Below are 14763 nucleotides of genomic sequence, written 5' to 3'. Positions count from 1 at the left end.
GCGTCTCACTATAACGTTTCTGATTGGTAATAATCTTCAATGTTAGTGGCTTCCATACTGTAGCCCATTGTCACTGAGGTATTACCATCAACAAGAAAAACATCCTCTGTCTGTTTATCACTGGTGAAAATACCCTCAACCCACACTGGATATTGAACATTTTTAATTTCAAATCCTTCTGGGTAGCGTATTCGCACTATTTGATTTGCTGGCGGCGGTGGCAAATGGATACATGCACCCGCAACTGGCACCAACAGAAAGTCAGTACTTTTCTCTCCTGTCATTTCTAGCGGCACGATAAAGCCAGCCATTCGAATATTTTGTTTATCAAAGCGATCCGTCGTGGTTTCCGATCGAGCTTGCATCTGAGCCATATAAGTCGCTCTTTTCTCAAGCAAATCACGAGCATCGACACCTTCACTACCCAACTCAACAATGATTTGATTAGCCAGTTTTTGATTCGCTTTGTTGGGCACAGAGTCTAATAACAAAATCGTTTGTAAAGATTCTCTCTGAGCTTCGGTTATATCCGGTAAGACTACAATTTCTTCTTTCATTTGAGGTTTCAAATCCGTCCAATCTAAGACCGAGATTTGACTCGCAGACACGGAAAACGAAAATAGAACAACAATCAGGCTAGAACACCAATTCAACATGTACATTACTCTTGTTAAGAGGGCTCAGTTTCTGAGCCCCATTGAATGGCTATAGTGTGTTCTTGTAAACAACACCGTCTTTCATGATCACTTTAATTGTGTCTAAGTCTGCCTCTCGGGGCTCAGCATCAAACCATTTCTCGTTGGCACCGATTACTGATAAGTCCTCGAGTGGATTACCATCTACTAAGATAAGATCGGCGTATGCACCTTCTTCAACCACGCCTAACTTACCTTCAGGATAAGGGTCCATGACCCCAGATAGTTTGACAATTTCGCCATTCACTGACGTCAAGCCTTTGAGTGTGAAGAAGTTACCCAGCTCTTTACCAGCAAGGAATATGGTATGGTCGGTTTGCTTAATGCAAGCGGTTACATCACCAACACAGTCCGTGTGAAAACCCCATTTAGGTTGATACTTGTTGACATTTTCAATGTACTTGGAGAATGCCTTCGTCGCTGATTCTGCTTTTCGTTTCGAAGCCGGATTAGAGTTGATCGCTTCGATTTGAGTCAAATAGGGAGAAAAAGCCGTCATATTGGTTGTGATATACGCTCCCTTCTCTTTCATCTTTTTAGCAATATCACCGTCAAACATAAAACCGTGTTCAATGGTTTTTACGCCCGCATCAAGGTTGCGTAAAATTGCTTTTTTACTGTATGCGTGAGACATAACGTAAGAGCCATAAGCCTCGGCAATTTCTACCGCTGCCGAAATTTCTTCTGGCGACATCGCATTTAGCTGCCAAGGGTCAAAAGATGAAGCGACACCGCCGGAAGACATGATCTTAATTTGCGTGTTGCCTTGTTTGAAATTCTGACGTGCAGCGGCCTTTATGTCGGTAATACCATCGGCATTAAAGCTGACGCTGTTTCTCGCCATACTCGTCGTAGAACCGAAAAAATGTTGATTGGCTGTTGTGAGATTACTAAAGTCTGCGTGAGAACCTGTAGGACCAATGAAAGCACCAGAGGTATAAAGTCTAGGTCCCTCCAGCATCCCTGAGTCTATCGTTTTTCGTAAGCCGGTATTCAACCCGCCAGCATCACGCCAAGTGGTGAAGCCTGAACGAAACGCCGCTCGAGCGTTAACCGTAGAACGCGCGGCTAATTCTTCTATCGTGCGATTATTCTCGTGGTCACTCAAGTTACCGCCGTTTAATAGCAGATGGCCATGCCCTTCAATCAGGCCCGGCATTAATGTCATACCACTCCCATCAATGACTTGCGCATCGGAGACTTCAACTACATCTTTCGATACCGCTTTGATTAAGTTGTCTTCCACTAATACGTAGTGGTTTTCATACAGTTTGTTGTCTGTGCCATTAAAAACATTAACGTTCTTAAACAAAATTGTGTCTGCTTGTGCTGAGAGCGCACAGGCACAAGAAGCTGCGAGAAGAGACAGTTTGCCGCCGATCGATTTCATTATTTCACCTTTAGTCCGTGCCAAGTGGAATCCACTTCGCGTAACATTCCGAATCATTGATATGAATTTGCTGCTACGAGGCTAATTGTTTTTATGTAACACGCTGAGTTCACAAACAATTAACATCTAAACCTTAGGTGATAATTTATACATTTGCGAACCTAACGTATTGCCATTTGGCGACAAAACTTAAAGGTTGCTTTTACGTAGGGAGATTTGACCTATATTGCGAGGGAGTGATACCAACGTATCGCTTAAATGCTCGCGTGAAATGCGCGGAATCAGAGTAACCAAATTGTTGAGCAACTGTCGCAATAGTAGATGAAGACATAAGCTCAGTTTTAATGAGTTCAAACAAGATCTGTTCACTAAATTCCTTGTAATTGGTTTCCTCCTCTTTAAGTCGGCGTTGAATCGTTCTGGAGTGGATATTAATAACCTCAGAAGCTACATCTAGAGGTAACTTTCCAGCGGTAAAGTAGGGTTTAAGCGCGAGTTTTAAACTCTGAGTAAACCGCCCCAACTTTGGTAACGGTTCGCTGGGTACAGATTTTTGAACGTTAAACTTGGTCATCTGCATCATTACGCTGTCAGGTATTTTAATAGCGGTCACAGGGCGTTCGTTATAGAGCACCACATTCTGAAGTTGCGGTAGCAATTTAAACGCCTCAACGGAAGATGACTGAACACCAATTTCTTTCGGATGATACTGTCCTGCTGTTAACTGATGGACTAACTGTGTCATAAACGTCACAGAAAATATCTCTGCATATTGGAACCAAACTTCATCTGCACCCGTTTTCTCCCTTACAAACCACCACGCTCCACCAGCCCTTTTTATGTAGACTTGGGTATTGGACGATTCCATTTCTAGCAGTTGACCAAATCTGCTAAGCGCCTCATGAACCGTCGTATTAACGGGTAATTTACTCAGATAATACGGGACATATTCAAGTGAGACCATTTCCCATACCCTAATCCCAAATTGATCGCTAGATAATCGCTTTCCGAGATGACATAACAGGTTTTTCAACGTTGATTCTGGTAAATAAGAATAGTTAGGTCGTTGAACAATTGTATTGGGAATACGCGCTTCTCTTAATAAAGGAAGTAGATCAACATCCATCCCCTTGAAGAGGTCAATAAAAAACATGACGTGTTCTGTTCGAATTATGTGGACTTGCTCTTCTTTTCTAGGTCTGGCCATCATCTAGTACACAAGTAATTAGGTGGTATAGGACTAATATAGTCTATCCTAGATGGTAACCATCTGAATAAATTAGTATTTAAAGGAATAGATATGAAGTCGGTTAGTTTAGCTGCTTTAACTAGCATGACGGTGCTTTCCCCTTGCCTCGCTCAGTCAAGTCAGTCCGAGGAATGGGAATATTTATTGGTGTTCCCAATGATATGGACACCAAGCATCACCGGTACCTCAGGAAATTCAGGTGGTATCGTGGATATTGACATTCCTTTTGACAATATTGTTAGTAACTTAAATTTCGGTCTCATGGGCGATTTCTATGCTCAGAAAGGTAAATGGCTATTGGGTGTTCGCGCTAACTATTTGCATATCAAAAGCTCCAATTCATCGACTTACAAACCGAAACTGCCGTTTCTTCCGGATATCACAACCACTATCGATCTAGATGCCACTATGTCTTTAAATGACCTCTTCGCTGGTTATGAAGTCACCCATGGCTTAGTGATGCTTACGGGGGTTAGACATACTTATAGTAAGTTCAATATTGATATAGGTGTTAACGAATACGACGCCCCATCGATCAATTCATCAGGGCACCAATTCGACTGGTTGGTGGGGTTAAAATATGCCCACTGGTTTAATCAGGACTGGGGATTGAGTCTTACTGTAGATACTAGTATTGCTGGCGACAATGATGTGAATAGAGGGCTCAATCTCGCTGGAATGTATCGATTAAGTAATCTAAACAACATTTGGTTCGGTTATCGCTACTTAAATATTCAAAATGACTCGGGCACTACACAGATAGATGTCACCCAGCAGGGCCCGATGATAGGTTGGGCGTTCAGTTTTTAGAATTGAGCATTCTACAACCTATTTAATATTCTTAGCCTTGTTTGAAGATGAGCAGCCAAGTCGATATGCAACCACAACTCTTCAATATCTTGAACTCTAAAATGTACGATCATTAACGACTCCTATAGTTTGATTGACAATCAAACATACCGCACGAAAATGATCGACATTTGCCAGATTACGCCATCAATAGCGAATAACTCCCTGCCTAGAATTGATACTTGAGTCCCGTAGATTCGAGAATGTTATATATTTCTCGCTGGCTTTCAGATGTTTTGCCTTTCGTACCCCCAATCGCCCTAAGCTGCTTCCGCATCTCTAACCACTCCTCACTACCCCAAAGCAATGAGTCTTGCTTAAGTAGTTCAAATTGTTGGTTGAGATCACTGATTATTTGCTCTCCCGATAAGAAAAACCCCACTTCATTGTTGTAAAGCAACGAACGAAAATCGAGATTGGTCGTGCCTACAAACGCTGTTTCATCAATAATCAGAAATTTCGCATGAAGTTTGCCATAGTATTGTGTTCCACCGAGTAATACCGAGTCGGGTTTACCTAATTGGTAGAACTTGATTCTTGGATGGTTAACCGCCTTCTTCCAAGCTGATGATTGAAGGAACTTTTCGTTGAGCTCGTTATTATCAAGGTCATCGTCTAACCAAGTTTGCTTGAGGGTTTCATCTTGCATAATGAGTGAAGGTACCGTGTGCATGTCGATCACGGCTTGAGTGAAGAAGTTATCACTAGTAAGCACTGAGTTAGTAATAACCTCAATACTTCGCTCTGGATCTTGTTCCAACCAACTTAACGCGATGTTTAGATCTCTATCGATTACGCCTTCATCTTTTAGTAAATCCGACTGAAGAAACAGGTATGGTGACACTACTCTTATTTTTTTAAGCTCAGTATTGGTATAGGCAGTTTTTGCCAAAATGCCGCTGATTGAATTGGCATTAGCACTTTTATTATGGCTATAACGCGTCACAACATCGTCCGCATTTAGATTGTCCAATTCGTGCGCAAATTTGGTATCTGCAGTACGATAATCTATATCTAGATACTGAGCTATACCAATGTATGCTTGATTAAACTCTGGGTTTGCTTTCAACTTCTGATAAGACGTTAACAATAAAGACTTGTCTCGATTGTAACTTGACCATGTATCAAGCTTTTTGTTGCCAGGTTTAGTAAACAGGACCGTAAAATAATACTCACTTAGTCGAGATGGCGACTGCTCAGGTTTCGATTCAAGTAAAGGACGGATTATGACTTCAATATCACGAAACGCTGAGTAGTCCTTACTTCCATTACTATCGATCCCGTAATAATGAAGCGACATATTCCGCCCACCCGTAATCACATAAGCATTTTGATTATAGAAACCGTCCACAATAAATAGCTTGTCGTGAGAGCGATGGTTCCATCTGGAATCACCATCTGTTAGTGCATTGAAGACAACCGCCTGTACGCGTGCTTTCTGAGTTGTAATCTGTCCTTCTCTATCACGAATATAGCCCGCGTTTTTTTCACACTGCATAAGGCCTTTTAAGTTCCCATTGTTAAGACTGTACGAACCCAAGCTATCTACCATAATGCGGATATCAACACCGCGTTGCACGGCCTCACACAAAGCTCCTAATGTGGCTTTACCTGCTAAATCGTCAGAGAAAATATAGTATGTAAGATCAATGGTGTGTTTCGCGTTTTCAATCAAGTAGATCTTCGCGGCTAGACTCTTTATCGCGTCCGCCTGCTGTGAGCCAATCACTTTAACAAGAGCTGGTTGAACTGGTAGTCGATTCTCAGACGAGAGTTTAAGATAATCTTTCTCTAAATCTTCAGCGTCGCGCCAACGACGCTGCTCCATTAGCTGTGATGTCCACTCATCGTCAGAAGAACTCGGAGAGTGAGCATTAGAAGCACACCCGCCCAAAACTAACGATAAAACGAAGATAGAAATCCCTTTCCACATTGAGCCAATTCTCCTTGTATTAATCTTTGGCTTTTTCTGGCTCTTCTAGCCAAGATACGAACAGTTGATAACTCAAACTTAATACAACGGCACCAACAAACAGGCCGACTATTCCTGACATAGCCATTCCACCTAACGCACCCAATAATAAAACCAACATGGGAATATCTGATCCTCGACTTAGTAACATAGGCTTAAGAACCGCGTCGCTACCGCTGACGATGACACACCATACTAAAAACAGTACTGCTGCTGTGGTCGACTGGGTACCGAACACATAAGCAATCACCGGAATAAGCGCCAGTATTGGCGGTAACTGGATAATAGCCATTAACAAGACCGCTAGTGCCCAAAGCCCTATCGCAGGCACATCAACGAACGCCATACCGACTGCGGCCATGATCGATTGAATAACCGCAACACCCAACACGCCTTGTACGACGCTACGAACTGTTGATTTGGATAGATTGACTAGCTCCGCACCTTTGCCGTTAGTGAGTCGATTAGCCACTTTGTTGAACGCTTTTTGGCAGTTCTCAGCATTCGCCATAAACACGCCAGCAATGATGGTCGAAACGATAAATTGTAGTAGCCCACCCGCAAAGGACCCCACAGCACCAGCTAATGTTGTTGCTAGCGATTTTATCTGCTCACTATATTTAGCCATCGCTCCTTCTAAGTTAGTCGAAGCATGATACATAGCGGCATATATCTTTTCACCAACTACAGGCAATTCTTTGACGGCTTGAGTCGGCCTTGGTACTTGAAGTGTTCCGTCCTGTAGCTGCGAATACACTTCTGTGCCTCCCGTATATAAACCACTAGATAACCAAACGAGTGGAATAAGTAGTAGCAGAACGCCAATCAACGAAAGCAACCCACTTGCTTTACCTTTGGAAATACGGCATTTAGCGTGTAACCATAACACCAATGGATAGAGTGCGACGGCGATAATACCGCCCCAAACAACGAGCATCATGAAAGGTCTAAGAATGGAAAAACACCAATAGACCAAAATAGAAATGGTCGCGATTTTGATAAAAGTATCGATCGCATCTTTATTGAAGGAACTGTCAAAATTCATAACGTTTACCTAAATAGATTTCATCATCTGTCCATTGAACTGCAGGACCTTCCATTGCCTCGTTTCAATAAAGAAAGCAGCAATCATCATGTATAAAGCGACCAAACCAAGAAGTCCGAGCCTTATCCACATTTTTTCGTCAATCACGCCAGAGCTCATTAACGTCGTGCCTATCAACACCAAAGCGGTGTTGAATGCCGTCGCGTACACCGGTGCCTTCGTAGGCTCTGAGTACATTTTGCTACCGATAACAATTGCTAGAAGACTGATAAAGACAGTGTAAAAAACAATATTAGGAACTAGAGCTAATACACCAAACACTAGAATGGCAATCACACCACCAATACCATTGCTAATTAGCAAAAACAGACTTAACTTGATGGACTTTTCGCCTGTTATCATTAACGATAACAAAGCAATAAATATCATCGAAAGTAGCGCTTCAGAGATCTGGAAAATGAAGAAGAAACAGACAACAGGGAAAGCGACAATCATCGCTTTCAACGCGGAATGCCAGCGGAATTCCGAAGTAAATGGAACCGTTTGATAGCCCTGATGCGTTTCTTCTCTCTCCGGCATATAGATGTGCATTATTGCGAATATTGCGACTGCAATAGCACCAGATAAACTTAAACCCAACGCCAAAAATATAGCAATTGGTGGACTATCAATTGCCATAAAAGGCAACATCAATGTCGACATTAACAATATGGTTGCGAACAAATTCCATTTCGGGTCGAGAAACAGGTAATACCCCAACATCATCAACATTCCTACCCCTATTAATAGAGGAACCGGATATTGAGCAAGACCTAAGCTTAAGCTAACGCCAATTACAACGGTTACGATCATCGCAAGAAGAAGTTCATAGACGATGTCTTTGTGTAATACCTTCTTTTCAAAAAGAAACTTAGCGGTGAAAATCGGTGTTACAAACGCCAATGGCCAATCTATCCAAGCAGCAAGAAACGTAGCAATACCGACACCAAGCGTAAATCTGAGTACGCGATTTTGTGTGTTATCGGACATAAGACATCCAGCTAACGATTCGAATCCAAGCCTTGCCTAACATGTTGAAGATGGTGTTGTTATCGGTGTATACCACGACATCCGCTTGACCACCTATTCGCAGCAACCCTGTCGTATCAGCCGTATCGAATTCAATCGTAACCGGAAGCATTTGAGTTTGTCTTAACCAGCCAGTTTGATTATTGGCTTGAGCCAGTTTGCCAGCTTGGTTGGACTGCCCCCAATCCACGCCCCAATCAACACTTGATATTTTGCCTGTGATGACCTTTCCTGGAGCAAAGTCGAGTGCTATTTCAACCTCATTACCTGGTTGAATATTACCTAAACTGTTCTCTCTAAAGTAAGCCTCAATCCAAATGCTATCTGTTGACACAAACGTCATTATGGGTTGGCCAGCGCTCGCATAAAATCCTTCGGACAAACTGAAGTTTGAGACGCCACCGTTGGTTGGAGCTCTAACTACGGTACGTTCTAAGTCCAGTTGAGCCTTCTCTAGTGCAAGTAAAGCTGCTTTAATCTGGCTATTTTCTTCACCTTCTGCGCCAAGCTGTTTATTGGCTTTGTCCAAATCTGCCTGTGCATTTTGAACATTGGCGCGTGCCCTCGCCAAATTCGCTCTTGCTTTATCAGCCTCAGAAGCGGAAATCACCCCTTTTTCTGCCATAGTAAGTACACGACGAGTTTGCAGTTCAACGTTATCTCGTTCGACAATACTGCTGGTCAAACGAGCCTGTGCAGAGGCGATCGTCGCCGTTTGAGCTCCAACATTTTGTCCAGCAATTTCCAAATCCTGTTCCGCTTTTTGAACAGCTATCTCATAGTCCACCGGATTAAGAGCAATCAATGTATCGCCCTCTGACACTAACTGATTAGGCTTTACCTGAATATCGATCACTTGCCCAGAAACCTGAGGTTTGATCGGCACGACATAGCCTTTGACGCGCGCATTGTCTGTAGAGGGAATGATTCGATCTGAAATAATACTGATAGCGAGACTAGCTATAATAAAGACAACAAGAGCATTGGTAACTTTCTTAACTTTGTTCTGTTTCGCTTGCTCTGCGTTTTGTTCAGCTTGTTCAATTTGAGAATCTTTGTTCTGTTTCTCTACTGGCTGACTTTTTGATTCTGGTTTATCGCTCATTACTCATCCCTTGTTAACAACTTAATAACCAATCCTATCTAGGTATAGACTATTACCGGAACAAATTAAATTTTAATTACTTTAAAAATTAGTATATTAGAGAACCAACACGTGTTTGCTTTGCTGATTATCACTGAGCGAAAATTGTAGTTGATGTGTTCTTTCAGATTTGCCATTTTGCGCCAAAGGTCTAACCTAAACATTATCAATATCTCAAAAATACCGTTTTACGCCTATGACCACTAGCAAGGACCCAATTACGCCACTGATCAAATCTGGTTATGCCCGCGTATTGGTAGAACTCTTTCGCGAATACAACCACGACCCTCACCAAGCGATAAAAGAATCTGGATTACCACCAGACTTGTTCGATTTGGATCAAGAATTCTTACCCCAAGAGCCAGTGAAAAAATTAATCTATTTATTGGGAAATCAATTAGGAATTACTCAATTCGGCGATCTATTACGAACGGCGATTAGGCAAAAAGTTATACCACGCCTACTAGGTGAGTTATCTGAATGCAATACGGTAGAGGAAGCTTTAGTCCATACAAAACAAGTGTTTCAGTACGATGCCGTTGGTGTCAATGTTGGACTAGAACAGAGTCATGGAAGGACTTGGTATTGGTGCAAACGCCAATTTGATGACAGCCCGTTATTCCTTTGGTCAGAGATTTGGGCAGTGCTTTACGCTATTGAATTGGTCCGAGCCATGACTAAGTCCACATGGACTCCTAAACAAATTAAAATCCAATCGAAGGAAGTTGATGTATTTAAAGCTATCATAGGGACGTCACCACAATATTTCGTTGAAAATGAACGTATAGAATGGTTAATCGATAAGGAGATTTTGCAGCACGCTCCAAATATCACCAGTAAAGATTGTGCACCACAAGAACCATTAGTGACTTGGCACGCTAACTTTACCGACCGCGTGTTTACGGCATTATTACCCTATGTTCGAGAACACAACCTTACCCTAGAGCAAGCAGCCAAACTGTTAAAGCTGACACCACGTACGCTGCAGCGAAGGCTCAATGAAGAGCGAACAAGTTTCCGCCATATCAAAGATAATCTAGTATTTACTGTCGCAGTAGAACTAATGGGCGAAGAACGATCACTGACTCACATTGCTAGTCAACTTGGCTTTTCCGATATTTCTCACTTTTCGCGTTCGTTTAAGCGCATCAGCGGCCTAACACCTAAAATGTATCAAAGAACGATATTAAGTTTGAACGAAACACAGCGCAGTCCATAACCAAACAACACGGTTCATTCTTACAACAAGATACCAAAAAGAACTGGTTAAGGATGTACACATGGCAAGGTTACTGATAGGTTCTGTCGGTTAATGGTCAATTATCGGAATTTAAAGCATGCGTTCGTTAGTTATTTTATTCAGTCTTTCTTTGCTATTTATAGTGAAAGCACATGCAAATGACTTGCAGTGGCAAGATCTCTCGCCGACCATTGACGCGCCAACTTACCAAAACAAGTTCGCGAGTTTTACACCCACACAGCGCTATGATTTGATGACGATCGTAGACTATCAAAATAAACACAAACCTGAACGTGCTGCACTAGAGACAAATTATCGTGAAGCATTGATACGCTTTGCAAAGAATGGCATCAATATCCTTGATTTAATTGAAGAACAAAAGCAAATAGATACCGATCATTCAGATTGGAATATGAATATCAATCCCACGCTAATTGGCAAGAAGGGGCGACTTCCAGGGTTCATTGTACCTCTTGAATTTGATGAGTTGATTGTTACTGAGTTTATACTTGTTCCTACTGCCGGCGCCTGTATTCACACTCCACCACCGCCAGGAAATCAAATGGTCGTAGTGAGTTACCCTAAAGGAATTGAGTTTCGAGGTTTATACTCACCGGTGTGGGTCGAAGGAACTTTGTTGGAGCAATCTACCGCTTCCAATATTGAGCTCTCCGACGGCAATACTGAAGTAATGAGCGCATACACAATGACCGCGGATAATGTCACAGTGTACGAGCAGTAGTATCTATTGTTGCTTTACAGGTTTTGATATTCAGAAACTTAAGATTCTGTATGCTAGCTCCGACCAAGACGATAAACCCTCTTTGCACGAGTTCCAAACAACCAAACATCTGTTGTTAAAGTAGCAAAAGCCACCATTTTACGCGTCCCTTCTCAGAAGTACTCAATAAATCGAGTGTATGGATTATTAAAAGTAGTCCAACGCCAATCGTAGGTTCATCATTTAATTTTCTTCTTCGATACATCGATACAAAAACAATCTCAAAGTTAGAGCAGTAATTACGCCCCCTTCCTTCGATGATTAGCGTTTCAACGCCAAAACAAAGTTGTTTCACTTTTCTAACCTGCTGGCGCGAAATGGTAATCGTATTACGCGCAACTGCATTACTATCCCCCTTCTTTGTTAGCTCTTGAGGTGATGTATGCGACTACTTAAATACTTTGTCTGCTTAACTGCGTTGGCTGCATCATTCACAGCCAGTGCCAATGTTCATAAGTGGAAAAACACTCAATTCGAAACCTATTCAGATAAAACGCAAGTGCAATTTACTCTGGTGAATCGTTCCAATGTCTCTGCAAATTACTATCTGAGGATCAACGAGAAGGTGTTTAACAATAAAATTGAGCTAGCGGCCAATCAGGAAATTGACTTAGACATTAGTGTTAAAACCCCTCCTAGTAAAACATCCGAAAAATTAGTGTGTACTAAGATGGTTACAGACTCCCCGAACACCTATGAAGTATGCACAAAGCTCACATTTAAGAGGCTTTAATCATGAGTTTTAGAATCACTTTGGGGTCGGCAGCTATGATGATTTCGATGAATGTATTGGCAAACCCTATCCCCTCAGTATCAAACCCATCAGGTACTGATAGAATTCGGACATCTAATGGGTCTACCTGTGAACAAGCAGTATCAACGGGTAAAACTGTTCAATTTGGAACTTATGGTTCCCAAGGCGCAGATGATACATACAGCAACCAGTACGACCCTTATCACAATTATTACAACGAAGATGACCGTGGTATCTATGCTGCAGTCACAATTCAGTTTGGCGGTGAAGACCGTGTTGATTGCACAAAACTGTACGCGTTCGAAATGCGTCAACGTAAACGAGAAGAAGAACTTGCTCAAGCTGAACACGAACTTAAGCTTCTGCAAATCGAAACAGAGAAGCAGCGTCTAATTAAAATGAAACAAACGAATACAACATTCGCGGAGTAATTATGCGCACATCTACCGCTCTACTAGTCGCAGGTATGCTTGTTATCACTAATCATGCAGTGTATGCAAATAACAACTTTTCGCTAATGGATAACGATGCAGAAATAGAGTTTAAAGCATCCATTGAAGCACAGTGTGGTTTGGAAGTGCTCAAAGATAAAGGTGATTTGGCATTTGGAGATAGTTATCTAGCGGACGCAGCTCAAATTCAGATTATCGATAACCGTCAAAATGGCCGAGTGTTACTCAGACTAGACGACTTAGAGTATGACCAAGACGATTATCTAAGGAATCTAGAGTACAGCTTTTTCCATTTTAAAGTAACAGGTAGCGGTGAAAAGGAAGGCAGTGCTCTTGCTTGGATGGTAGGTAAAACCTTTACACGTCATGAACTTGGTAATGAGCGTAAGCTAGAAATCCGAGCCAGAGTTTCTCTTTCTGAGGAAGATACAGTTGCCAAAGATGACCTGACAATAAAAACCGAATGGGTCACGATTTGCGCTTAATGAGTCGGCTTAGCAAGCATCTATTGGAATTTATTTATGTTCAGATTGGTCACTAATTGTTGGGTTCTAGCTCTGTTACTACTATCAACGACATGTTTGGCAGAAAACAACGATGCTCAATTAAGATTCCGTGCAGACATCCCAGCACGCTGTGGAATTGAAGTCATTGATGCAGAGGGAGAACTGTCATTTGGCGAAGATTACGATTTACGTGAGATTCGACTGCGTTTGGTTCATAACATCCCTCACGGTAGTGTAATTCTGCGTTTAAAAAATGCTGACTTTGGAGGTTTAGAATCGAGCCTACCATCTGAGAAGTTTCGATTTCAAATTGATGTTCCTCAGCGTTATGAGGGCGATATCAACTATTGGCGTAATGGTATTCAAATCGAAAAGGATCAGTTAAACCCAGATCAAATCATCGAAATAAGAGCAAGAGTGGATATCGACGAGTCGATGGCACCAGCGGGTGAGCATATGATGAGGCTCGATTGGGAGAGCTTATGCGTAAGATAAACGCTCCCAAAGCTATTGTTAAATGAGTTTAACGAAGCAGATTACTCTTTTGCACGTCCAAGGCGGTATATCTTTTCAGCACGAGTCCCAAAGAACCAAAAGCTTGTTGCCAAAATAGCAAAAAATACCGCTTTATGTGTACCTTCCCAGAAGTACTCTATAAAGCGCGTGTACAGATTAATGAAGATGAAAATGAGCCCGAAGCCACGCGTAAGTTCATCATCAAACTTCATTCCGTGATACACAGCTACAACAGACGCAATAAGTAATAGTATCGACCAATGTAGCAAAGAGAACTGAGTGACATTACTCCACACACTAAAGTCCGCATAATTACCAAACACCGACATTAACCACATCGATATAAAGAACACAAATAGCCCCAAAGCACGAGTAGTGATGGCGAAATCTTCTTTAGATGGCCAACGTTTTACTGCCAACGTACTTGTTACTATCAGTACTAAACCATAAAGCACATAACGGAATGGGAAATTAAGTCCAAGAAAATAACCTTCGTCGCTTAGTTGATAGGTTTCAAAACCAAGCCAAGTACCAAATGACAGTAACGCACACAACCAAACAATATGCGACGGAATCCACAATCCCAAAACGCCATACACTAGCGAGGCAAGCAGGATTAACTTGGTTAAACTATTGGTTTGAATAACCTGCCCTAGAAAATAAATCGACACAGCAGTACTGACAATACCCAGTACAAATAAGGCCTCATTGCTAAAGGCTTTGTCCGGTGTCTTCGATTTTCGTCTTACGCCAATAAAGTAAAAGCCCGCTGATATTACGGCGAAAAATCCACTCTTCGCTATGTCAGGTGCAGAGAATATCTCATCCAGTAGTTTAATCAGCCATTCATCGAGCAACACGGAAAGTACCGATAAAACGATGCAAACAATTGCAACCCAAAATGAGTACTTAGCAATAAGTGACCAATCGACACTAGCGACTTGATAGCTGTTTTTCAGTTTGTCATGTTCTTCTTGGTTGATAGTGCCTTGTTCAAGCCATTGCTCTATCGCACTGTCAACAACACGACCTTCTCTTTTTGAAAGCTTCATTCGTTTGACTCTTCTACTACTGGGATAAATAACTGACTACGCGCCCCACT

The 14763-nt window shown here is 42.0% G+C and carries 14 protein-coding genes; 6 read left to right on the top strand and 8 right to left on the bottom strand.

The window, feature by feature from the left end; all coding sequences use genetic code 11:
* Window positions 1-8: 8 nt before the first annotated feature.
* From MMA19_RS07095 to MMA19_RS07085, 3 genes are all read right to left on the bottom strand, one after another.
* Window positions 9-656, bottom strand: coding sequence for a DUF3299 domain-containing protein (locus MMA19_RS07095; protein WP_006071421.1), 648 nt, complete (start codon window positions 654-656; stop codon window positions 9-11).
* 49 nt (window positions 657-705) lie between these two features.
* Entirely contained in the window at window positions 706-2085 is a 1380-nt protein-coding gene (locus tag MMA19_RS07090; RefSeq protein ID WP_006071420.1) for an amidohydrolase family protein, read from the bottom strand.
* A gap of 202 nt (window positions 2086-2287) precedes the next feature.
* A complete protein-coding gene (locus tag MMA19_RS07085; RefSeq protein WP_240205878.1) occupies window positions 2288-3049 on the bottom strand; it encodes an AraC family transcriptional regulator in 762 nt (253 codons plus the stop codon).
* Window positions 3050-3385: 336 nt separating this feature from the next.
* Here MMA19_RS07085 and MMA19_RS07080 point away from each other — a divergent pair, with 336 nt between their 5' ends.
* Window positions 3386-4144, top strand: coding sequence for a hypothetical protein (locus MMA19_RS07080; RefSeq protein WP_006071418.1), 759 nt, complete (start codon window positions 3386-3388; stop codon window positions 4142-4144).
* Window positions 4145-4352: 208 nt separating this feature from the next.
* Here the strand turns inward: MMA19_RS07080 and MMA19_RS07075 are convergent, their stop codons facing one another.
* Genes MMA19_RS07075 through MMA19_RS07060 form a run of 4 tightly spaced genes read right to left on the bottom strand, consistent with a single transcriptional unit; the run spans window position 4353 to window position 9373 of the window.
* Window positions 4353-6116 (bottom strand): phospholipase D family protein, encoded by a 1764-nt coding sequence (locus MMA19_RS07075; protein WP_240205877.1) that lies wholly within the window; start codon window positions 6114-6116, stop codon window positions 4353-4355.
* 19 nt (window positions 6117-6135) lie between these two features.
* Window positions 6136-7200, bottom strand: coding sequence for an AI-2E family transporter (locus MMA19_RS07070; RefSeq protein WP_240205876.1), 1065 nt, complete (start codon window positions 7198-7200; stop codon window positions 6136-6138).
* A gap of 9 nt (window positions 7201-7209) precedes the next feature.
* A complete protein-coding gene (locus MMA19_RS07065; RefSeq protein WP_236110626.1) occupies window positions 7210-8229 on the bottom strand; it encodes a DUF2955 domain-containing protein in 1020 nt (339 codons plus the stop codon).
* Window positions 8219-9373, bottom strand: a complete 1155-nt coding sequence (locus MMA19_RS07060) for an HlyD family secretion protein (protein ID WP_239920290.1) — start codon at window positions 9371-9373, stop codon at window positions 8219-8221. Before MMA19_RS07060 ends, MMA19_RS07065 begins: the two co-directional genes overlap by 11 nt.
* Before the next feature lie 235 nt (window positions 9374-9608).
* Between MMA19_RS07060 and MMA19_RS07055 the strand changes: the two genes are divergently transcribed.
* From MMA19_RS07055 to MMA19_RS07035, 5 genes are all read left to right on the top strand, one after another.
* A complete protein-coding gene (locus MMA19_RS07055; protein ID WP_031495396.1) occupies window positions 9609-10631 on the top strand; it encodes a helix-turn-helix domain-containing protein in 1023 nt (340 codons plus the stop codon).
* 118 nt (window positions 10632-10749) lie between these two features.
* On the top strand, window positions 10750-11394 hold the full coding sequence (locus tag MMA19_RS07050) for a DUF3299 domain-containing protein (RefSeq protein WP_240205875.1): 645 nt from the start codon (window positions 10750-10752) through the stop codon (window positions 11392-11394).
* 774 nt (window positions 11395-12168) lie between these two features.
* A complete protein-coding gene (locus MMA19_RS07045) occupies window positions 12169-12618 on the top strand; it encodes a hypothetical protein (RefSeq protein ID WP_031496528.1) in 450 nt (149 codons plus the stop codon).
* 2 nt (window positions 12619-12620) lie between these two features.
* Window positions 12621-13124 (top strand): hypothetical protein, encoded by a 504-nt coding sequence (locus MMA19_RS07040; protein WP_031496530.1) that lies wholly within the window; start codon window positions 12621-12623, stop codon window positions 13122-13124.
* A 36-nt stretch (window positions 13125-13160) separates the two neighbouring features.
* Window positions 13161-13640, top strand: coding sequence for a hypothetical protein (locus tag MMA19_RS07035; protein ID WP_006071408.1), 480 nt, complete (start codon window positions 13161-13163; stop codon window positions 13638-13640).
* Between the two features lie 41 nt (window positions 13641-13681).
* On the opposite strand, the gene MMA19_RS07030 is transcribed toward MMA19_RS07035, so the two are convergent.
* Window positions 13682-14713 (bottom strand): hypothetical protein, encoded by a 1032-nt coding sequence (locus tag MMA19_RS07030; protein WP_240205874.1) that lies wholly within the window; start codon window positions 14711-14713, stop codon window positions 13682-13684.
* Between the last annotated feature and the right edge of the window lie 50 nt (window positions 14714-14763).

This window comes from Vibrio sp. CyArs1 (assembly GCF_022432925.1).
GTDB lineage: Bacteria > Pseudomonadota > Gammaproteobacteria > Enterobacterales > Vibrionaceae > Vibrio > Vibrio mediterranei.
The sequence above is the reverse complement of the archived record's forward strand: the minus strand, read 5'-3'. Positions and strand labels throughout refer to the sequence as shown.